General features: G+C 67.6%; 22 protein-coding genes and 1 pseudogene. 15 read left to right on the top strand and 8 right to left on the bottom strand.

Annotation, left to right across the window (positions count from 1 at the left end):
• Window positions 1-582: 582 nt before the first annotated feature.
• Together GGR89_RS15565 and GGR89_RS15560 are read right to left on the bottom strand one after the other, a co-directional pair.
• The gene (locus tag GGR89_RS15565) at window positions 583-1050 is read right to left on the bottom strand and encodes a DoxX family protein (protein ID WP_125972342.1); all 468 of its coding nucleotides are present in this window, start codon (window positions 1048-1050) and stop codon (window positions 583-585) included.
• A gap of 56 nt (window positions 1051-1106) precedes the next feature.
• A complete protein-coding gene (locus GGR89_RS15560; RefSeq protein WP_084583391.1) occupies window positions 1107-1370 on the bottom strand; it encodes a BufA1 family periplasmic bufferin-type metallophore in 264 nt (87 codons plus the stop codon).
• A gap of 255 nt (window positions 1371-1625) precedes the next feature.
• Between GGR89_RS15560 and GGR89_RS15555 the strand changes: the two genes are divergently transcribed.
• The 9 genes from GGR89_RS15555 to GGR89_RS15515 all read left to right on the top strand — a co-directional run bounded on the left by GGR89_RS15555 (window position 1626) and on the right by GGR89_RS15515 (window position 8471).
• Window positions 1626-2126: a sigma-70 family RNA polymerase sigma factor gene (locus GGR89_RS15555; protein WP_425338763.1), complete on the top strand. Its 501-nt coding sequence runs from the start codon at window positions 1626-1628 to the stop codon at window positions 2124-2126.
• Complete coding sequence (locus GGR89_RS15550; RefSeq protein WP_241213512.1) at window positions 2123-2788, top strand: DUF1109 domain-containing protein; 666 nt, start codon at window positions 2123-2125, stop codon at window positions 2786-2788. Before GGR89_RS15555 ends, GGR89_RS15550 begins: the two co-directional genes overlap by 4 nt.
• 75 nt (window positions 2789-2863) lie before the next feature.
• Complete coding sequence (gene bufA2, locus GGR89_RS15545) at window positions 2864-3124, top strand: BufA2 family periplasmic bufferin-type metallophore (RefSeq protein ID WP_125972340.1); 261 nt, start codon at window positions 2864-2866, stop codon at window positions 3122-3124.
• A 56-nt stretch (window positions 3125-3180) separates the two neighbouring features.
• Entirely contained in the window at window positions 3181-4008 is an 828-nt protein-coding gene (gene bufB / locus GGR89_RS15540) for an MNIO family bufferin maturase (protein ID WP_125972338.1), read from the top strand.
• The gene (locus GGR89_RS15535) at window positions 4005-4745 is read left to right on the top strand and encodes an HvfC/BufC N-terminal domain-containing protein (RefSeq protein WP_125972336.1); all 741 of its coding nucleotides are present in this window, start codon (window positions 4005-4007) and stop codon (window positions 4743-4745) included. The genes bufB and GGR89_RS15535 overlap by 4 nt, the downstream gene beginning before the upstream one ends.
• Window positions 4746-4796: 51 nt before the next feature.
• Entirely contained in the window at window positions 4797-5732 is a 936-nt protein-coding gene (locus tag GGR89_RS15530) for an alpha/beta fold hydrolase (RefSeq protein ID WP_125972334.1), read from the top strand.
• Window positions 5733-5858: 126 nt separating this feature from the next.
• On the top strand, window positions 5859-6425 hold the full coding sequence (locus GGR89_RS15525; protein ID WP_125972332.1) for a carboxymuconolactone decarboxylase family protein: 567 nt from the start codon (window positions 5859-5861) through the stop codon (window positions 6423-6425).
• Between the two features lie 97 nt (window positions 6426-6522).
• A complete protein-coding gene (locus GGR89_RS15520) occupies window positions 6523-7416 on the top strand; it encodes an alpha/beta fold hydrolase (RefSeq protein ID WP_125972330.1) in 894 nt (297 codons plus the stop codon).
• Between the two features lie 83 nt (window positions 7417-7499).
• Window positions 7500-8471: an alpha/beta fold hydrolase gene (locus tag GGR89_RS15515; RefSeq protein ID WP_125972549.1), complete on the top strand. Its 972-nt coding sequence runs from the start codon at window positions 7500-7502 to the stop codon at window positions 8469-8471.
• 45 nt (window positions 8472-8516) lie between these two features.
• Here GGR89_RS15515 and GGR89_RS15510 read toward each other — a convergent pair whose 3' ends face one another.
• Window positions 8517-9206, bottom strand: a complete 690-nt coding sequence (locus GGR89_RS15510) for an SDR family NAD(P)-dependent oxidoreductase (protein ID WP_125972328.1) — start codon at window positions 9204-9206, stop codon at window positions 8517-8519.
• A gap of 97 nt (window positions 9207-9303) precedes the next feature.
• On the opposite strand from GGR89_RS15510, the gene GGR89_RS15505 reads away from it, so the two are divergent.
• Complete coding sequence (locus GGR89_RS15505) at window positions 9304-10218, top strand: LysR family transcriptional regulator (protein WP_125972326.1); 915 nt, start codon at window positions 9304-9306, stop codon at window positions 10216-10218.
• 22 nt (window positions 10219-10240) lie between these two features.
• Here the strand turns inward: GGR89_RS15505 and GGR89_RS15500 are convergent, their stop codons facing one another.
• The 3 genes from GGR89_RS15500 to GGR89_RS15490 all read right to left on the bottom strand — a co-directional run bounded on the left by GGR89_RS15500 (window position 10241) and on the right by GGR89_RS15490 (window position 12692).
• Window positions 10241-10957 carry an SDR family oxidoreductase gene (locus GGR89_RS15500; protein WP_125972324.1) on the bottom strand — a complete coding sequence of 239 codons (717 nt, stop codon included), beginning with the start codon at window positions 10955-10957 and terminating at the stop codon, window positions 10241-10243.
• A 47-nt stretch (window positions 10958-11004) separates the two neighbouring features.
• On the bottom strand, window positions 11005-11679 hold the full coding sequence (locus GGR89_RS15495) for a peroxiredoxin-like family protein (protein ID WP_125972322.1): 675 nt from the start codon (window positions 11677-11679) through the stop codon (window positions 11005-11007).
• 113 nt (window positions 11680-11792) lie between these two features.
• Window positions 11793-12692: a LysR family transcriptional regulator gene (locus tag GGR89_RS15490; RefSeq protein ID WP_125972320.1), complete on the bottom strand. Its 900-nt coding sequence runs from the start codon at window positions 12690-12692 to the stop codon at window positions 11793-11795.
• 115 nt (window positions 12693-12807) lie between these two features.
• Between GGR89_RS15490 and GGR89_RS15485 the strand changes: the two genes are divergently transcribed.
• Genes GGR89_RS15485 through GGR89_RS15475 form a run of 3 tightly spaced genes read left to right on the top strand, consistent with a single transcriptional unit; the run spans window position 12808 to window position 14700 of the window.
• Window positions 12808-12963, top strand: a complete 156-nt coding sequence (locus GGR89_RS15485; RefSeq protein ID WP_164521822.1) for a hypothetical protein — start codon at window positions 12808-12810, stop codon at window positions 12961-12963.
• Window positions 12956-13576 carry a glutathione S-transferase family protein gene (locus GGR89_RS15480; protein WP_125972317.1) on the top strand — a complete coding sequence of 207 codons (621 nt, stop codon included), beginning with the start codon at window positions 12956-12958 and terminating at the stop codon, window positions 13574-13576. The genes GGR89_RS15485 and GGR89_RS15480 overlap by 8 nt, the downstream gene beginning before the upstream one ends.
• A 23-nt stretch (window positions 13577-13599) precedes the next feature.
• Window positions 13600-14700, top strand: a complete 1101-nt coding sequence (locus tag GGR89_RS15475; protein WP_125972315.1) for an alkene reductase — start codon at window positions 13600-13602, stop codon at window positions 14698-14700.
• Window positions 14701-14753: 53 nt separating this feature from the next.
• On the opposite strand, the gene GGR89_RS15470 is transcribed toward GGR89_RS15475, so the two are convergent.
• Window positions 14754-15650, bottom strand: a complete 897-nt coding sequence (locus tag GGR89_RS15470) for a LysR family transcriptional regulator (protein ID WP_125972313.1) — start codon at window positions 15648-15650, stop codon at window positions 14754-14756.
• A gap of 341 nt (window positions 15651-15991) precedes the next feature.
• On the opposite strand from GGR89_RS15470, the gene GGR89_RS15465 reads away from it, so the two are divergent.
• Together GGR89_RS15465 and GGR89_RS15460 are read left to right on the top strand one after the other, a co-directional pair.
• On the top strand, window positions 15992-16762 hold the full coding sequence (locus tag GGR89_RS15465) for an enoyl-CoA hydratase/isomerase family protein (protein ID WP_125972311.1): 771 nt from the start codon (window positions 15992-15994) through the stop codon (window positions 16760-16762).
• A 57-nt stretch (window positions 16763-16819) separates the two neighbouring features.
• Window positions 16820-17674, top strand: coding sequence for an alpha/beta fold hydrolase (locus tag GGR89_RS15460; protein WP_125972309.1), 855 nt, complete (start codon window positions 16820-16822; stop codon window positions 17672-17674).
• A 313-nt stretch (window positions 17675-17987) separates the two neighbouring features.
• Here GGR89_RS15460 and GGR89_RS15455 read toward each other — a convergent pair.
• Window positions 17988-19200: pseudogene (locus GGR89_RS15455) on the bottom strand (tyrosine-type recombinase/integrase).
• Between the last annotated feature and the right edge of the window lie 150 nt (window positions 19201-19350).

Below are 19350 nucleotides of genomic sequence, written 5' to 3'. Positions count from 1 at the left end.
AATGATCTGATCCTCGGTAAATCGGCTTCGCCGCATCACTCGTCTCCATCTGACGAGCTAACTTACCAATGGCATGATTTCTGGGGAGCAGGTCACTAGCGCCCGTATCGCGCGACCAGGCACGGCCATGGGCGATCTCACCTCCAACGGCGGTCTTTACCAGGAGCGAGCGGATCGTGCTTGAACGGCTCCCTGGACGGCGGGAACTGGACGCCTTCCTGACGATATGCATCGGAGCGGCTCAAAGGCAGGTTATCTCAGCCGGCCCTGGTCGCGAGCGGCCAGGGGACGCGGGCGCGGGGGGTCAGGCAGCTGCGCGCCCACTTTCGGACATTCAGCACGGCGTTTGATCAACCCAGAAGCGGACGCAAACGACCGACGCTCAGATCCGCGGTGCAGGGGACTGGATTTGGGACTGAGCTACCGATCCGCGATGGCATGTCGAACGGTAGCGCTTGCCAGGAGCCGACATTCGACATTTGTTAGAGATGTGGAACAGCCCAAAGCACCAGACCGCCGGGAGCCGCACCACCTTTCTCAAGTGGGGGTGACCGCAGCGCGATATTGTGACTTCCGCAAATCCTAGCGATCTTTCGTTGATGCAGGTCGCACCTCCAGCCCGAGCAGCCGATCGAGCGACCACGCCCCCGGCCCGGCAGCGACCAACGGCAGCAGCAGCCCCGCCCAGCTGAGATGGGTCGGCCAGGCATCGGGATAGACGAACACTTCGATCACCGTCGTCATGCCCAGCAGTGCCAGCGCCGCGGGCCGGGTGAACAGGCCGAGCACGAGCAGGATCGGGAAGAAATGCTCGGAATAGGTCGCGAGATGCGCGGCAAGCACCGGCGGCGCGAAGGGCAGCGCATACTCGGTGCGGAACAGCTCATAGGTGGAATCAGTGATCGTCAGCCAGCCTTCCACCTTGGTGCGCCCGGACAGGAAGAAGATGGCGGCGATGCCCAGCCGTGCGACGAGGAGCAGCAGCGACGGCGGCAGCAGGCGCGCGGCGAGGTCGCCCGCGCGGGCATAGAGGGTGGCGAAGGATTGCATGGTGGACTCCAGGCGTCAGGGGATGCCCGGCCACCCGCGCGGCCGGGCGGGGGGCGTCAGGCCTTCGGGGTCAGCGAACCATTGCCCTTGGGGGTCTTGATCGACGTGCAGGTACCCGCCTTGACCAGCTTCCAGGCATTGCCCTGATAGTTCTTGGTCGCGGTGCCTGCGCAGCTGGTGCCGGCACCCGCCTTGCAGTCGTTCTTGCCGGCAAGTGCCACGCCATAGCATTTCTCCATCTTGGGCTGCTGGGCATGGGCGGCGGTGGCGGCAATGCCGAGGGCGAGGGTCGCGGCAAGCGCGGCGGACGTCTTGATCATGGGAATACTCCGTCGAGGGGGCCTCTCGCGCGGCGGCCCGCAGGGGGGCATGGCCGCCGCGCGGTGACCCCGGGGAAGGCGGAGGCGCCGGGTCACCTGCTGCCGTACGCCGCGGGTAAAAGCGCGGTTACAGATCCGGCCGGGTCGACCGTGCGATTTCTTTTCTGCATCGCTGCTGTAACCTGCCGCCATTCGCCCACGTACGCCCGACCAGGAGTGGGAATGCGGCACAGCGAAGCAGAGCTACGAGCGTGGATGACGGCAGGACTGGACGGCGATGCCGCGGCGCATGCGGCGTTGCTGCGCGCGCTCGTCCCGTTGCTGCGCAGCTTCTTTCGCCGCCGGATGCGGGGGGATGAGGATATCGAGGATCTGGTGCAGGAAACGCTGATTGCCATTCACACCAAGCGCGGCACCTATGACCGCGATCGACCGTTCACCGCCTGGCTCTACGCCGTCGCCCGCTACCGCCTGATCGACCATCTCCGCAGGCGCCGCGTTTCGGTGCCGATCGAGGAGGTCGAGGCGATCCTGATCACGGAAGGCTTCGAGGAGGCGGTGACCGCGCGTGTCGATGTCGATCGCCTGCTTTCCGGCCTGTCGGACAAGCAGGCGCGCGCGATCCGCGACACGCATCTGGAGGGCCTGAGCGTCGCCGAAGCGGCCGAGGGCGCGCGGATCGGCCAGTCCGACGTCAAGGTATCGGTCCATCGCGGGCTCAAGGCGCTCGCCGCGCGGCTGCGGGGGCACGAATGATGGCGCACGACCCCGACACCAACAGCACCGAGCGGCTGATCGCGGCGCTGTCCGCCGACGTCCGTGCCATCCCGCCGCGCTTCATCGGGCGCCGCATCGCGCTCGGCATCGCCGGCGGCGGCGTGGTGAGCATCGGGCTGGTCTTCGCGCTGTTCGGCATGCGGCCGGACTTTCCGCAGGCGATGTTCGGCTTCTCCTTCTGGATGAAATGGGCCTACACGCTGTCGCTGGGGCTGATCGCGGTCACCGCGACCGTACGGCTGGCGCGGCCGGAGGGCGGATCGCTGCGCATGCTGTGGCCGCTGGCGCTGCCGATCCTGCTGCTTGCAGCGCTCGCCATCGAGGAAATGATCCGCACGCCGATGCGCGACTGGCTCTCGATGTGGCTGGGCGGCAGCTGGAACCGCTGCCCGTGGCGGGTGCTGCTGCTCGCAGTGCCGATCTTCCTCGGGCTGCTCTGGTCGTTCCGGAAGCTGGCGCCGACCAATTTGCGGGCGGCAGGTGCTGCCGCGGGCCTGGCCGCGGGTGCCTGGGCCGCCACCATCTACTGCCTCCACTGCGACGAATATGCCGCGGTGTTCGTGCTGACCTGGTACAGCCTCGGCATCCTGCTGGCGACTGGACTGGGTGCGCTGATCGGCCCGCGCGTCCTGCGATGGTGAGCGTGTAACCGGCCCCCGCGCCGGCCCGTAGATGGAAGGCCGATCCGGCACCCATCTATCCAAGGGAACCTAACCATGATCACGCTCCAGACCGGCGCCAGCATCGCCGCCACCGCCGCCCTCGTCGCGCTCTCCGGCGTCAGCGTCGCCGCCCCGGCCGCTTCGGCGGGCAAGGTCGTCCACTGCTACGGCATCAACAGCTGCAAGGGCACGTCGGACTGCAAGTCGGGCAACCACGACTGCAAGGGCCAGAACGAATGCAAGGGCCAGGGCTTCAAGGCGGTGTCCGCCAAGGCCTGCAAGGCGGCGGGCGGCAGCCTGACCGAGCCGAAGTGACGCGCCCGGCGGCCCGGCCTCCCCGCCGGGCCGCCTCGTTTGGAAGGAGGAAGGGCATGCCCCATCCGCATCTTTTCGGCCTGGGGCTGCGCAAGCCGCACTATGCCGATTTTCTGGAGGCCGCAGCGCCGGTCCCGGTCGACTTCGTCGAAGTCATCTCCGAGAATTTCATGGTTCCCGGCGGCCGCCCGCGGGACATCTTGCGCCGGGTGCGCGAGCGTCATCCAGTGGCGCTGCACGGCGTGTCGATGTCGATCGGCTCGGCCGACGGCGTGGATCGCGACTATATGCAGCGCCTGCGCGCGCTGGTCGACGCGGTCGAGCCGCTGTTCGTCTCGGACCATCTCTGCTGGACGCGGTTCGGCGACTTCCAGTCGCACGACCTGCTCCCTTTGCCCTATACCGAGGAAGCACTGCGGACCGTGTGCGACAATGTCGACGCGGCGCAGACCGCGCTCGGCCGCACGATGCTGATCGAGAACCCGTCGAGCTACATCGCGTTCGACGGCGCCGACATGACCGAATGGGCGTTCCTCGACGCGCTCTGCGCCCGCACCGGCTGCGAGCTGCTGCTCGACGTCAACAACATCTTCGTCAGCGCGACCAACCATGGCTTCGACGCGCATGCCTATCTGGCCGGCATTCCCGCCGCGCGCGTGCGGCAGATCCACCTTGCCGGGCACAGTCGCGGCGAGACGCTGCTGATCGACACCCATGACCGGCCGGTGCCCGATCCCGTCTGGGCGCTCTATGCCGAAGCGTTGGAGCGTGTCGGGCCGGTCGCGACGATGATCGAGCGCGACGACGCCATTCCCCCGCTCGCCGAGCTGCTTGCCGAACTCGATCACGCGCGCGCCATTGCCGCGCTGCGGGTGGCGGCATGAGGCTGGCGGCGCTCCAGGCGGATTTCGGCCGCTGGCTGCAGGGCGAGTGCCCGGACGCGGCGACCCGGCTGGGCGACGATCCGGGTCTGGATGTCTATCTCAACAATTACCGCAGCCAGCTGGTCGCCGCGCTGGAGAGCAGCTTTCCGCAGCTGCAGCGCTGGCTGGGCGAGACGGCGTTCCTCGCCGCCGCCGCACGGCATATCGAAGCCTCGCCGCCCTCCGCCTGGACGCTCGACGCCTATGGCGAGGACTTCCCGGCGACCATCGCGGCGCTTTACCCCGACGATGCGGAATGCGCCGAACTGGCGCGTATCGAATGGGCGCTGGCGGCGGCGTTCACCACGCCCGACATTGCCCCCTTCCTCGTGGAGGCGCTGGGCGCCGTAGAATGGGAGACGGCGCGCTTCGCTTTCGTTCCCAACCTCGCCATGCTGCCCGTGAAGACCAATGCCGCCGCCTTGTGGCAGGCGCTTGTCGACGGCACCGTTCCGCCCGCCGCCCAGCGCCTGCCCGCCCCTGGCGCCGTGCTGCTCTGGCGCGACGGCTTCAACCCCAGCTTCCGCACGATCGAGCAGGCTGAGGCGACGGCGATCCTCCAGCTGGAGGCAGGCATGCAATTCGGCGCGCTCTGCACTGCCCTCGCGGAGGAGCATGGCGAAGCGGCCAGCGCCGCCATCGTGGGCGGCTGGCTGGGGGCGTGGCTTCGCGACGGGCTCCTCGCCGCGCTCCATTGACCGCCCTGTCGACCGGCGACCTGCGCAACTCCACAACCTTCGGAGGTTTCCATGTTCCAGCAGCTTGCGGCCCTCGCCCTCAGTGCCGCCACGCCGGCGCTGCCTGCGCCGCCCCTGCCCTCCACTTCGGCGACGACCAGCTTCCACAAGGTGCAGGTCGAAGGCGTCGGGATCTTCTACCGAGAGGCGGGACCGAGGGACGCACCGACGATCGTCCTGCTCCACGGCTTCCCATCGTCGTCGCGTGAATTCAACAACCTGATCCCGCTGCTGGCGACGCGCTATCACCTGATCGCGCCCGACTATCCCGGCTTCGGCCAGAGCGACGCGCCGTCGCCCGATACCTATGGCTACAGCTTCGATCACCTCGCCCAGACGACCGGCGCGCTGCTCGACCAGCTGGGGATCCGTCGCTATTCGCTGTACCTGCACGATTACGGCGCGCCGGTCGGCTACCGCATGATCCTCGCGCATCCGGAGCGGTTGCAGGCGCTGATCGTCCAGAACGGCAATGCCTATCGCGAAGGCCTCGGCCCGAAATGGACGAGGATCGCGGAGTATTGGGCGGCACCGGCCGCGCATCCGGAGGTGGTGGACGCCTTCCTCTCGTTCGACGCCACGAAGCAGCGCCACCTTGCCGGCACCCGCCATCCGGAACGCTATGATCCCGACAGCTGGACCGACGAGGCCGCCCATCTCGCCCTGCCGGGACAGCGCGCGATCCAGGCGGCGCTGCTCTACGACTATCGGACCAATGTCGCCGCCTACCCAGTCTGGCAAGCATGGCTCCGCACGCATCGGCCGCCGACGCTGGTCGCCTGGGGTGCCAACGATCCGTCCTTCGTCGCCGCCGGCGCCGAGGCTTATCGGCGCGACCTGCCGGATGCCGAGATCCAGCTGCTCGACGCCGGCCATTTCGCGCTCGACGAAGCCACCGATGCCATCGCGCAGCGGATCCTCGACTTCCTCGCGCGGCATCCCGGCTGAGACCGGCCACTGCCAACCCATTCTCGGCAGGCATAGGCATTAGTCGGCCAAGCGGTCTTCGTCGCCGCGGTGGGAAACGGCATTTCCCTGCCTGTCGAACGCATCACCCCAGGAAAGGAACGACCCATGACCGACTTTACCGCCTACACCGTCGATACCGCCCCGGCCGCCGCCCGCCCGATCTTCGAAGGCGTCAAGGCAGCCTTCGGCTTCGTCCCCAATCTCCAGTCCTATATGGCGGAATCGCCCGAGCTGCTCGCCGGCTACACCGCGCTGTGGGACCTGTTCTCGAAGACCAGCCTGACCGCGCATGAGCAGCAGGTGGTCTACCTCACCGCCAATTTCGAGAATGAATGCCATTACTGCATGGCCGGCCACACCACCCTGGCCAAGATGCAGAAGATGGACGCCGGCGTCATCGCGGCGCTGCGTGCCGGCACCCCGCTGCCCGATGCGCGGCTGGAGGCGCTGCACCGCTTCGCCACGCTGGTCGTGCGCAACCGCGGCTGGGTCGACACCGCGGAGGTGGACGCGTTCCTCGCCGCCGGTTTTACCCGCCAGAACGTGCTCGAGGTCGTGCTCGGCGTCGCGACCAAGGTGATGAGCAACTACACCAACCACATCGTCCACACCCCGCTCGACAGCTTCATGCAGGGCAATGAATGGACCAGGCCGGCCGCCCAGGCCGCCTGACCCGCACGCCTCCCCCACGTGCGAACCTGCCCGGCCTGCGCCACGATGGCGCGGGCCGGGTTCTGCATTCCGCCCACCCGATATTGGTAGCGAACCCATGCCATCCCCTTTCCCGCAGGGTAGCCACACCCTGATCGTCGCGGACATCCCGCAGCATGTCCACGTCGCGGGCACCGGCCCCTGCTGCATCGTCCATTCCGGCGGACCGGGGATCGATTCCGGTTATCTGCGCATGCCGCTGCTCGAAGCGCATTGCACCATGGTCTATCTCGATCCGATCGGCACCGGCGCGTCCGGGCGGCTGCCGACGCACCCGATGGGCTATTCGGTCGATCGCTTCGCCGACCAGTTGGTCGCGCTGCTCGACGCCATGGCGGTGCACCGCCCGTATCTGCTCGGCCATTCGCACGGCGCGTTTGTTGTCCTCGAAGCGGCGCTGCGCCGGCCGGACGCCGTGGCGGGCCTGCTGCTATATGCCGGCGCTGCCAGTACCGGCGGGGGCTTCATGGCTGCGGCGGCCGCGCGGATCGACGACTTCGTACGCCGCCATCGCGATACCCCCGACGCGGAGAGCGTGCGCGCAGCCTGGAACGGGCTGCCGGCGATCCGCAGCGACGCCGCCTATACCGCGACGCTGCGAGGGCTGCTGCCTGCCTATTTCTCCAATCCAGCCCGCTCCGCCGAAGTGCTGGCGGCGCTGCGCCGCCGCTTGCACGCCACCTTCCTGGTCGGCGACTCCGCGCCGTTCGACGTCCGCGACCGACTGGCCACACTGACCACGCCGACGCTGGTGATGGCGGGCCGGGACGACTTCATCCTCGGTCCGGAATTTGCAGACCGTCTGACCGAACATCTGCCCGACGCTCGCCAGGTCCTGTTCGAGCAGAGCGGGCATTTCGCGCATCTCGAGGAACCCGAGGCCTTCGCCAAGGCGGTGCTGGACTTCGTCGCGTCGACGCGCGGCGATTATCGATCGGAATCGCAAGGATGAACTTCAGCATCCGCCGATTATCATCCGATCTGCCGAGAGCCACAAAGGGGTATCCAAGTCCTTCGCTCAAGGAGCAGACCATGATGAACGCACTCGCCGCCGGCACGCTTGCCGCCGCTCTCGCTTTCGGCACACCCGCTGCGCATGCCGCCGAGCCCGCAAGCCGGGCTACCGTGCAGGCGCCGGAAACGGTACTCCACTACCGCACGGCCAAGGTACAGGGCCTCGACATCTTCTATCGCGAAGCCGGCCCCAAGGACGCGCCGACCGTGCTGCTGCTCCACGGCTTTCCGAGCTCTTCCTTCCAATATCGCAACCTGATCCCCGCGCTGGCCACGCGCTACCATGTGATCGCGCCCGACTATCCCGGCTTCGGCCAGTCGAGCGCCCCCGATCACACCCAGTTCGCCTACACCTTCGCGCACCTGACCGACGTCACCGAGGCGCTGCTCGATCAGATCGGCGTCACCCGCTACACGATGTACATCCAGGATTATGGCGCGCCGATCGGCCTGCGCCTGGCGCTGCGCCACCCGGACCGCGTCGCCGGCCTGATCGTCCAGAACGGCAATGCCTATCTCGACGGCATCCAGGACTTCTGGAAGCCGGTGCAGGCGCTCTGGGCCGATCCCAGCCCCGCCAATCGCAACGCGCTGCGCAAGGTGGTGACGCCGGAGATCACCAAGTGGCAATATCTGAACGGCGTGTCGGACCCCAGCCGGGTCGACCCGGATACGTGGGGTCACGACCAGGCGCTGCTCGATCGGCCGGGCAATGACGAGATCCAGCTCGACCTGTTCTATGATTATCGCACCAACCTTGCGCTCTATCCGCAATTCCAGGCCTTTTTCCGCACGCGCAAGCCGCCGATGCTGATCGTATGGGGTGCCAAGGACGAATGCTTCGTCGTCGCCGGCGCCAAGGCCTATCTGCGCGACAATCCCCAGGCCGAACTGCACCTGATCGACTCCGGCCATTTCGCGCTGGAGGACAAGGCCGACGAGATCGTGCCGCTGATCCAGGACTTTCTCGGCCGCACGCTGCCCGCCCGTTGATACTGGAGATCGGCGGCGACCGCCGGGCCGCCGCCGATCCCGGTCTCACCAGGAAATGCGCCGGTTGAACCGGTCGACATAGCGGAGCCCCGGCTCGCCGCGATTGGCCTCGATCATGTCGACGACCAGCGGGATGCTCTCCTCGATCGACAGGGCGGCATCGCTACCGCCCATGTCGGTCCGCACCCAGCCCGGCGCAACCAGGAGCAGCACATGCCCGTCGCCTGCATGCTTTGCCGCATAGCCCTTCATCAGCATGTTGAGCGCGGCCTTGCTGGAGGAATAGAGCTGCCAGCCGCCCCCCGCGTGCTCGATGCTGCCCAGCTCGGAGGTCATGACCGCAATCGTCCCGCCCGCGGGCACCAGGTCGCGCAGCAGTTCGGCAGCACGGACCGGCGAAAAGGCGTTGGTGAGCATCATGTCGAGGAAATCGGCTTCGTCGGCGGTGGCGGGGCTCGCCTCGATCGCGCGCGCGATGCCGGCGTTGACGAACAGCACGTCGAGCCGCCGCCCGTCCAGCCGCGCGCGCAACGTCCGCACTGCGTCCGCCGCGTTGATGTCGACCTGCTCGATCGCGAGGGCATCGGGATAACGACGCGCGAGCGCGTCGAGCCCCTCGGATGCGCCGCGCGCCGTCGCGATCACCCTCCAGCCGCGGCCGAGCCATTCCTCGGCAAGGGCGAGCCCAAGCCCGCGCGATGCGCCGAGAACAAGGGCAGTCGAAGCTTCCGTCATGCGATTCTCCTCAAAACACCCCATCGCTATGGCGCGGCAACTCCGGCGGGCGTAGCGCCGTTTCGTCCAGACATTCCGGATAAGGAGTCATGGAACCATGGGGTATGACGGACGGCTGCTCTCGGGTGTGACGGTGCTGATGGCGGTAGTGGAGGCCGGCACGATGACCCGCGCTGCCGAGGCGCTGGGGCTGACCCAGTCGGGCGTCGGACGCGCCATCCAGCGGCTGGAAGCCCGCGTCGGCGTGCGGCTGCTCGACCGAACGACGCGCAGCCTGCGCCTTACCGACGAAGGGCGGCGGTTCTGGGAACAGGTGGGCCCGCATCTCGAAGGGATCGAACAGGCCGCGCTCGAAGCCGCCGGCAGCAGCCAGCGGGTCCGCGGCAGGTTGCGGGTCAACGTCGATCCGTTCTTCTCGCGGCTGGTGCTCGCGCCGGCGCTGACCGCGTTCCTCGCCGCGCATCCGGAGCTGCGGCTCGAATTGCTGATGCGCGAGCAGATCGGCGACTTGGTCGCCGACGGGTTCGACATGGCGCTCCGCTTCGGCGAGCCGCCCTCGGCGGGGGTCACCGCGCGCAAGCTGCTGGAGACGCGTATCCTGACCGTGGCCTCGCCCGCCTATATCGCCGCGCAGGGCCGCCCGGCCGACCCGCGGGAACTGATCGACCACGCCTGCATCGACTATCAGGATCCCCGCAGCGGCCGCCCCTTCGCCTGGGAATTTCGACGGGGGGATGTGGTGCTGCCCGTCCGCCAGCCGGCGCGGCTGATGGTCTCGGACGTCGACACGATGATCCGCGCCTGCTGCGGGGGTGCGGGAATAGCGCAGATCCTCGAACTGGGCAGCCGCGACCTTCTGGAGCGCGGCGCGCTGGCCGAGCTCTTTCCGGACTGGCCGGGCGAAACCTTCCCGCTCTACGCGCTGTACCCCACCCGCCAGCATCGGCCGGCCAAGGTGCGCGCGTTCACGGACTGGTGCCTGCAGTTGCTTCGCCAGCGCACCGCCCCCTGAGTGCAGACGGCACCATGCTGTCTTAGAACGCCGCCTTGCCGATCGAGGCGCCGCCGTCGACATGCAGCGTCTGGCCGGTGATGAAGCCGGCATCGTCGGAAAGCAGGAAGGCGATCGCCGACGCGATCTCGTCCGGCCAGCCCAGGCGACGCATCGGCACCTGCGCCAGATAGCGCTGCTCGCCGCTGCTGCCCACGGGATTGTTCTCGCGGAACAGCGCAGTCTGGGTGGGACCGGGCGACACCGCGTTCACGGTGATGCCGGTGGTCGCCAGTTCCAGCGCCCAGCTGCGGCTGAAGCTGGCCAGCGCGGCCTTGGCAGCGGCGTAGGCGGTGCGCTCGAGCGCGCCGAGTACGGTCAGGCTGGTGATGTTGACCACCCTGCCCCAGCCGCGCTCGATCATCCCCGGCAGCAGCGCCTGCACGGCCTGCAGCGCGGGGTGGAGGTTGACGCGCAGCACCTCCTCCAGCACGGGCAGTTCGACGGCGCCGAGCGGCTGGGGGCGCACCAGCCCGACATTGTTGACCACACCGTCGAAGCGGAAACGGGCGAGGAGCTCGCGGAGCGTCGCCTCGGTCGCCTCCGGATCGGCGAGGTCCGTCAGCACCAGCGTGCCGGGAAAGTCCGCCGTCGAGCGGCGTGCGAGGCCGACAACCTGGTGGCCGCTTCGATGGAGGCGCTGGGCGAGCGCAAGGCCGATGCCCTTGCTGGCACCGGTGACGAGAAAGGTACGCGACATGGGACTGCTCCCGAAAGGCCCGGCCGCCGGCGCGGCCGGGCGGAGGGTCAGGCTGAAAGGGCGACGGCGCGGCGGAGCGCCGGGAGCATGTCCTCGGGCTCGGGGCGGCGGGTGTAATCCGGGTTCACCTCGGCATAGAGGATCGTGCCGTCCTGGCCGATCACGTAGCGGGCCGGCATCGGCAGGGTCCAGCTGGGGTCGCCGTTGAACGCGGGCAGGTCGTTCTTGAGGCTCTGGTAAAGTTCGACCAGATAGTCGGGAAGCGCGAAGCGGAGGCCGAACGCGGCGGCGACATCGTTATGGGTGTCCGACAGGATCGGGAAATCGAGCGCATTCTGGCGCACCGACTTGCGGCTGTTCACCGCGGTCTGCGGCGAGATGGCGACGAGGTTCGCGCCCAGTGCCTGGAACGCCGGCAGCGCTTCCTGCAGCGCCTGCAGCTCCATGTTGCAATAGGGACACCAGGCCCCGCGAGAGAAGCTGACGACCAGCGGCCCGTTGGCGAGCAGCGCCGACGAGGAGACGGGATTGCCGTCGGGATCGTTGAGGGTGAAGGCCGGGGCCTTGTCGCCGGCCTTGCGCGCCTCGGCTGCGGCACCGCTGGCGATCAGCTCCGCCGTCGCGCGGCGCATCGTTGCGATCACCGAGGGCGGCACGTTGTAGGGCGGCTTGCCGGCTTCGAAATCGGCCTTGAAAGCATCGAGCTTGGCTTGGAGAGTCATGGGGGTGGTCCTTGTCCGTAGTGGCAAGGCACAGATGCGCCACCGCACCCCGCCGGTGCAGCCGCGCCCGGCGACTAACGTCCATTCCTCCGGGGAATGAGCAGCCGCCGCTGCTAGTTTGGCGATGTAGCCTGGTGGCCCGCCATGGCTGCCTCGACAAAGGCGGCGAACTGGCGCGCCTTGGCGCTCGCCATGCGCCCGGCCGGGAACACGGCCCAGAGGTCGATCGGCGGCAGCGTCCAGTCCGTCAGCACCCGGCGGACTTCCCCGCTCGCCAGTTCGGACCAGAACATCCAGTCCGACGCGATGGTCAGCCCCATGTCGCTCAGCACCGCGGCGCGCAGACCCTCGGCCGCACTCACGCGCACCCGGCTGCGCACCGTCACCGACGCTTCGGTGCCGTCGCGCTGGAACGACCAGATGTTGGAGAGCTGGCTGTACAACACGGTATCGTGCGCGGCGATGTCGGCCGGGCTTTGCGGCGCGCCGGCGCGGGCGAGATAGCCGGGCGTTGCCAGCACCGAACGGCGCCCGGTCGCCAGCTTGCGCGCCACGGCGGAGGAATCTGGCAGCGCCCCCATCCGCAGCGAGACGTCGATGCCCTCGGCAATCAGGTCGATCACGCGATCGTCGAGGATCACGTCGATCTCCAGTTCGGGATGCTGTGCCAGGAAGCGCGGCAGCAGCGGCACGACATGCAGCCGCGCGAAGGTCGTGGCCGCCGAGACCCGCAGGCAGCCGGAAAGGCCCGCCCTCGCCCCGCGCGCGGCAAGCTCGGCCTCGTCGGCCTCCTGGATGGCGAGCTTGGCGCGCTCGTAGAAGCGCTGCCCCGCCTCGGTCGGGGTAAGGCCGTGGGTCGAGCGGATCAGCAGGCTCACCTGCAGCCGGCCCTCCAGCTGCGCGATCGTCTTGGATACCGCCGGCTGCCCCACGTTGAGATGCCGCGCCGCCGCCGAGAAGGAGCCGGTCTCCACCACCCGCACGAAGGTGGCCATTGCCTGATATCGGTCCACGTCATTCCTCCTCGGAATGGACGTTATCGCGCAGGCGCGGCTGCCATGTCCACAACAGAAGAGGCATTTCGTCGACACGTCTTCGGATCCGCCGAGGCGAACAAGGAGACCGTCGATGCTGACATGGCTAATGCGGACCAGCGCCGCACCCGCGGTCCTCGACGGGCTGCTCGCCTACCAGAGCACCGGTAGCCCGATCCCGGCGCTGGTCGCGATGGCCGCCCCGCTGCTCCGGGCCCGCTTCAACTCCAAGGAGGACTCTCATGCTTGACGTCTATGCCTTCGCCACGCCCAACAGCATCAAGGTGCCGATCGCACTGGAAGAACTCGGCCTCGACTATGAGCTTCACGCGGTGAACATCCGCAAGGGCGAGCAGAAGCTGCCCGACTTCATCGCGCTCAACCCGAACGCCAAGGTACCGGTGCTGGTCGACAATGACCTGGTGCTAACCGAGTCCGCCGCGATCCTCGTCTATCTCGCCGAGAAGGCCGGCAAGCTGCTCCCCGCCTCGGGCGAGGCGCGGGCGCGCGTGTTCGAGCAATTGTTCTTCCACGCCTCCGGCCTGAGCCCCGCCTTCGGCCAAGCGGGCTTCTTCCAGCGCCTCGCCGCCGAGCCGCAGCCGCTCGCCATCGAACGCTTCTCCGGAGAGGCGAAGCGCACCGTCGCGGTGCTCGACGCGGTACTGGCGACACGCCGCTTCGCCGCCGGCGACGCCTTCACCATCGCCGACATCGCCCATTTCGGCTGGCTGTGGCGCCGCGAATTCGCCGGGGTCGGCCTGGAAGCCGCGCCCAACGTCGCCCGCTGGTACGCCGAGGTTGAGCAGCGCCCTGCCGTCCGGCGCGCCATCGCCCGTGTCGAGGCGCTGGTGCCGGTCGCCTGAAGCCCCATCGAAGAGGAAGTCCCATGTCCAAATTGTTCACACCGGTCCGCGCCGGTGCCCTTTCGCTCGGCCATCGCGTGGTCATGGCCCCGCTCACCCGCATGCGCGCCGATCCCGGCGATCGCCCGAGCGCATTGATGCGCGAATACTATACCCAGCGCGCGTCCAAGGGCGGGCTCATCGTGTCCGAGGCAACGCCGATTTCGCGGCAGGGCTATGGCTATGCCGGCGCGCCGGGGATCTATGACGATGCCCAGATCGAGGGCTGGCGGGCGGTGACCAACGCCGTCCATGCGAAGGGCGGGCAGATCGTGCTGCAGCTGTGGCATGTCGGCCGGCAATCGCATCCGGACATCCAGCCGAACGGCGCGGCGCCGGTCGCGCCCTCAGCTATCGCGGCGGCCGAGGGCTATGGCTATGCCACGCACGGCCCGGTCCCGTTCAGCATGCCGCGTGCGCTGGAGCGGGACGAAATCCCGGCGATCATCGCCGAGTTCGGCGCGGGCGCGGCGCGGGCCCGCGCCGCCGGGTTCGACGGCGTCGAGATCCACGGCGCCAATGGCTATCTGCCGGATCAGTTCCTGCAGGACGGCACCAACCGCCGCACCGACGACTATGGCGGACCGATCGAGAACCGCGCGCGCTTCCTGCTGGAAGCGACGCAGGCCGCGATCGATGCGTTCGGTGCCGATCGCGTCGGCGTACGGCTGAGCCCCAGCGGCACCTACGGATCGATGTTCGACAGCGATCCGCAGGCGACCTTCGGCTATGTCGCGCGGAAGCTCGATGCACTGGGCATCGCCTATCTCCACGTCGTCGAGCCGCGCATCAAGGGCACGGAGCTGATCGTCGAAGCCGAACCGGTCGCGGTGCGCCACCTTCGGCCGCTGTTCCGCGGCACGATCATTGCGGCAGGTGGGTTCGACGGCGTCGGCGCCAAAGCGCTGCTGGAGGCCGGGGATGCCGATGCGGTGGCGTTCGGCCGCGCGTTCATCGCCAATCCCGACCTGCCCGAGCGGCTGCGGCTCGGCCTGCCGCTCAACGCCTATGACCGCGCGACCTTCTATGGTGGCGATGCGCGCGGCTACACCGACTATCCGTTTCACGACCGCGCCGCGGCATGAACCAGGTGCGCAGGCTCTTCCCGCAAGGGCCTGCGCACCCGTCCTGCCCCGGCTCAGCCGAGCCGCGCGGTCCGGAAATACTGCTTCACCGCCTCGATAAACACGCGGAGGTTGGGCGAGGCGGATCGCTGGCCCTGGAACAGCAGGTGCACCGGGACGGGCGGCGGCTCCTGGTCGACCAGCAGCCGCTTCAGGCGTCCCGCGGCGATATCGTCCGCCACCTGGTAGGAGAGCGCGCGCGTGATCCCCATCCCCAGGCACGCCGCCTGGATCGCTGCGTCCGCGCTGTTGACGATCAGCCGCGGTTCGAGCCGGAGCGCCGGGCGCCCGGCAGCGCCGAAGCGCCATTCCCCCGGCGGCCCGGCCAGCCCGTCGAAATGGATCAGCCGGTGCGCGGCAAGCTCGGGGACGCTGGTCGGCTCGCCATGCTGCGCGAGATAGGCCGGGCTCGCCGTCACCACCTTGCGGATCTCGCCGACGCGCACGGCGTGGAACGCACTGTCCGAGAGATCGGCGATGCGCACCGCGATGTCGATCCCCTCCTCCACCATCCGCACCACGCGATCGAGCAGCAGCAGGCGGATGTTGAGATCGGGATTAGCGCGGATCACCGCGTCGATCACCGGCACGATGTGGAGCCGGCCGAACACCATCGGCGCGGTGACGACCAACGTGCCGTGCGGCTTGGCCCCGACGCCGCGCACGTCCCGCTCGGCTGCGTCCAGCTCCGCCAGCGCCGCGCGGCAGCGGCCGATATAGCCTTCGCCGGCTTCAGTCAGCCGCACCGAACGGGTGGTGCGCATCAGCAGCGTCAGCCCCAGCGACTCTTCCAGGTCCTTGATCGCGCGGGTGGCGGTGGAGGGCGTCATGTTCAGGCTGCGCGCCGCCTCCGCGAAGCTGCCCTTGTCGGCAACCGCGATGAACGTCCGCAACATCTCCAGTCGATCCATTTGACGCCCGCAAGAAACAGCCTCTGATGGCCCGGATTATCATCTGGATCCGCAAGGCCGCTAGAACGAAACCGATGGATTGCACGCCGTCCGCCCGGACGGCGCAGGCGTGCAAGAATGAGTTTCGACTTTTGCGCATTATCGCGCCGCCCGCGCTGCCGTAGCTAAACAGGTCGACGCCGGACACGCGATCGTCGCCAGCGCAGAGTCCGAAGCGCCCGCGCTGACCTGCCGAACAACATTTTGAAGGAACGGGCCGGGCAGCCCTTCTGTCCCGCCCCTGTCGTCGCGTCGACATGCCGTCGGCGCGCGCCCACCAGGCTCAACTTTGGAGACACGACATGGCAAAGTTCGAAACCTATCGCGACGCCTTCCCCAACGCCCGCCTCACGCGCAAGGACAATGGCGTCCTGGAGGTGGCGCTGCACAGCAATGGCGGCAAGCTGGTCTTCAACGGCCACACCCACGAGCAGTTCGTCGACCTATTCCACCAGATCGGCGAGGATCGCGACAATCGCGTGGTGATCCTCACCGGCACGGGCGACGCCTTCATGGACGTGATCGAGCCCGACGGTTTCGATTTCTTCACGCCCCAGGGCTATGACAAGATCCTGCGCGAGGGTCGCAAGGTCCTGTCCAACCTGCTCGACATCGAAGTGCCGATGATCACCGCGCTCAACGGCCCGGTGCTGCTCCACAGCGAATATGCGCTGCTGACCGACATCATCCTCGCCACGCCCGAGACGGTGTTCCAGGACAAGCCGCATTTCGAATTCGGCATCGTCCCCGGCGACGGCATGCACCTGCTCTGGCCGCATGTGATCGGCTCGGTGCGCGGGCGCTATTTCCTGCTGACCCGCCAGGTGCTGGACGCCGCGACGGCCAGGGACTGGGGCGTGGTCAACGAGATCGTGCCCGCCGATGGCCTGCTCGCCCGCGCGCATGCGATCGCCGACGGCATCGCGGCACTTCCGCCGCTGACCAGCCGCTACACCCGCATCGCGCTGACCACGCAACTGCGCCGCCTGATCGACGAGGGCACCGCCTATGGCCTGGCGCTGGAGGGGATCAGCGCCGCCGAGGTCGCCCGCACCATGGCCGCCCAGGCCTGACCGCGAACGCCCGCCGGGCGCACCGCCCGGCGGCGCACACTACGAGAGGAGTCCACAATGACCACCATCCGCTATCGCACCGTCGACGTCGACGGCCACGTCGTCTTCTACCGCGAAGCCGGGGACCCCAGCCGTCCGACGCTGCTGCTGCTCCACGGCTTTCCTACGTCGAGCCACATGTTTCGCGACCTGATCCCGCTGCTGGCAGATCGCTTCCACCTCGTGGCGCCCGATCTGCCCGGCTTCGGCCAGACCGAGGTCAAGCCGCGCGACCGCTTCACCTACAGCTTCGATGCGCTGGCGCGGGTGATCGGGCGCTTCACCGAGGTGCTCGACCTTCAGCGCTATGCGCTTTACATCTTCGATTATGGTGCCCCCACCGGCCTGCGCCTCGCCATGGCGCATCCGGAACGGGTGACGGCGATCATCTCGCAGAACGGCAATGCCTATGAAGAGGGACTGAGCACCGGCTGGAGTCCGATCCAGCGCTACTGGCGCGATCCCAGCCCGGAAAACCGTGAGGCCCTGCGGGAATTGCTCACCCCCGCCTCGATCCGCTGGCAATATGAGCATGGCGTGCCCGACACCAGCCTGCTGTCCCCCGATGGCAGCGCGCTCGACGCCTGGTACACCGGCGGCGACGAGATCGACGAGATCCAGCTCGACCTGTTCGGCGATTATGCCAGCAATGTTGCGCTCTATCCGGCCTTCCAGGCCTATTTCCGGGAGCACCAGCCGCCCTTGCTGGCGATCTGGGGCAGGAACGATCCGTTCTTCCTGCCCGCCGGCGCCGAGGCCTATCGCCGCGACCTGCCGAACGCGGAGATACGCTTCCTCGACACCGGGCATTTCGCGCTCGAAACGCATGCACTGGTAATCGCCGACGCAATTCGCGACTTCTTGCCGAACTGAGGTCGTTGTTGGAGGCGAGTTGAAAACCCGCCTCCACACACATCGTCGACGACAGGTTTCGATGCGATCCGCCGTTCGATACACCTCTGGTGAACGTCTTAATCTGGTCGCCAGCTGCCGATCGATCGTGGGACATCTCCGGAGTTCGTAGTTGCCCAACCCGATCGCGTTTGTGCTTCGAACCCGATTTACGAAAAGGGGAGTGGGGCCTTACCCCTGGGGCTTCATTTTTGCTGCATTGCGGTAAGTGCTTATTTTGACGAGCGTATTTCGATCGGTTGGTTTCCCTTCACCGCAGGCGATTAGGCCAACTCTATCCGCGCTTTCGGAATTTCGCCTTGATCACCGCACCGCCGACCCGAAGCTGGTCAAGGTAGTCAGACCACCACTGCGCCATGCGGCCCCGCTCATCCCAGTGAGCACCTCGGTGATAGGCTGCCCGGACCCGATCCCGTTCGCCATGGGCCAACGCACGCTCGATCGCATCGGGGTGCCAAAAGCCGGATTCATTGAGCAGCGTGCCCGCCATGGCCCGGAAGCCGTGGCTGGTCATTCGTCATGCTCGAAGCCCAGGCGCCGAAGTGCGACATTCAGCGTGTTGTCGGAGATCGGACGCAACGTCGTATGCAGCGCGGGGAAAAGGAACTCGCTGGATCGCGCAAGCGAGCGCAGATCCTGGAGCAGATACAGCACCTGCCGGGAGAGCGGCACAGCGTGCGGCTGCTTCATCTTCATGCGCTCCGCAGGCACGCGCCAGACCTCCTCGGCGAAGTCGATCTCGCTCCATTTCGCTTGCCGGAGTTCGCCCGGCCGCAGGAACACATGCGGAGCGATCCGCAGTGCATACAACGTCTCCGGGCGACCCTGATAGTCTTCGATCGCCCGAAGTAATTCGCCCACCTTCTTCGGTTCAACGATCGCGGCGTGGTGCTTCACACGAGGGACGGTCAGCGCCCCCCGGAGAATGTCCGCCGGGTTCTTTTCGGTGCGCAGCGTTGCGAAGCCATAGCGGAACACGCGGCCTGCGAAGGAGCGTAGCCGCACCGCCGTTTCATGATGCCCTCGGCGCTCGGCCCGCTTCAACACGTCGAGCAACTCGTGCGGGGTTATCGCCGCGATCGGCCGCCGGCTATGCCCGCTAGCAGTTCCAGAAACCAGCGCGCCTTCTTGAGGGTGGCCGCCGGCCTCCCCTCCCGCTCCATCTTTTCGATATACTCCGTCGCGACGACCTCGAAGGTGGTCTTCGCCAGATCTGCTTGGAGACGCTTCTGCCGCTTCTCCTCGACCGGATCGATCCCTTCATCGAGTTCGGCCTTCGCCACGTCCCGAGCCCTTCGAGCCTGCTGGAGCGATACGTCGGGGAGGCCGCCGAGCGACAGCTTCCGCTCGATCCCGCAGCAGCGATAGCGGAACCGCCAGAGCAGGGCGCCGCTGGGTTGAACGAGCAGATAGAGCCCCTCCGAGTCGAAAACCTTGAAGGGCCGGGGTGCCGGCTGAAGCGCTCGAATCTGGACCACGGTAAGCATGGGACCACGGCTCCTGAAGCGTTCGTGGCTCCATGATTCGTGGCCCCTTTTGAGTGGGCCACAGCGGAGCATAATGAGGAAATATGGGACCGCGTTAGGCCCATTTTACCGCAGTTTTCCGCGGCTTTCTAACGATGTTCACTAGATGTA

Origin of the sequence: Sphingomonas trueperi (genome assembly GCF_011927635.1) — a bacterium.
GTDB lineage: Bacteria > Pseudomonadota > Alphaproteobacteria > Sphingomonadales > Sphingomonadaceae > Sphingomonas > Sphingomonas trueperi.
This window is presented reverse-complemented; position numbering and strand designations above follow the sequence as displayed.